General features: G+C 54.9%; 1 protein-coding gene and 1 pseudogene. Both read left to right on the forward strand.

All coding sequences use genetic code 11. The features are described from left to right. Positions 1–50: 50 nt before the first annotated feature. Positions 51–224: pseudogene (gene tnpB / locus PPOP_RS24730) on the forward strand (IS66 family insertion sequence element accessory protein TnpB); the annotation flags it as partial. Positions 225–366: 142 nt separating this feature from the next. Further along, the coding region (locus PPOP_RS24735; RefSeq protein ID WP_006288032.1) for a transposase at positions 367–519 on the forward strand (153 nt) is incomplete at its 3' end.

A 519-nucleotide genomic window follows, 5' to 3' on the forward strand; every position in this document is an offset into this window, starting at 1 on the left:
TGGCTTGCGGCGCAACAGACATGCGCAAATCCATTGATGGGCTGGCCGCTATGGTACAGGAACAATTTGGGCTCAATCCGTTTTCCTCGGCGCTATTCGTGTTTTGTAATCGCAGACGGGACAAGCTCAAAATTCTGCATTGGGATCATGCTGGCTTCTGGCTCTACTACCGCAGGCTCGAACGCGGCTCGTTTCAGTGGCCCGCTGGCGGCACAGCTCCACTATGTCTGACGCAGCGTGAGCTGCGCTGGCTGCTCGACGGCCTGACGCTTACCCAGCGCCAGGCGCATGCTCAGGTCTCGCCGGAAGTGGCAATCTACACATGGGCAGCAGGATTTTTCCGCCCTCCTGACGAATCTCTCTTTTATGAAAAAAGAATCGGAATCCCTCACTCTGGAACAACAAAATACCGAACTGTCGGCCAAACTCAAATGGTACGAGGAACAGTTCCGGCTTGCACAGCAGAAGCGCTTCGGGGCTTCCAGCGAGAAGACGCATCCGGATCAATTGGAACTGAAT

The organism is Paenibacillus popilliae ATCC 14706 (assembly GCF_000315235.1).
Classification (GTDB): Bacteria; Bacillota; Bacilli; order Paenibacillales; family Paenibacillaceae; genus Paenibacillus_B; species Paenibacillus_B popilliae.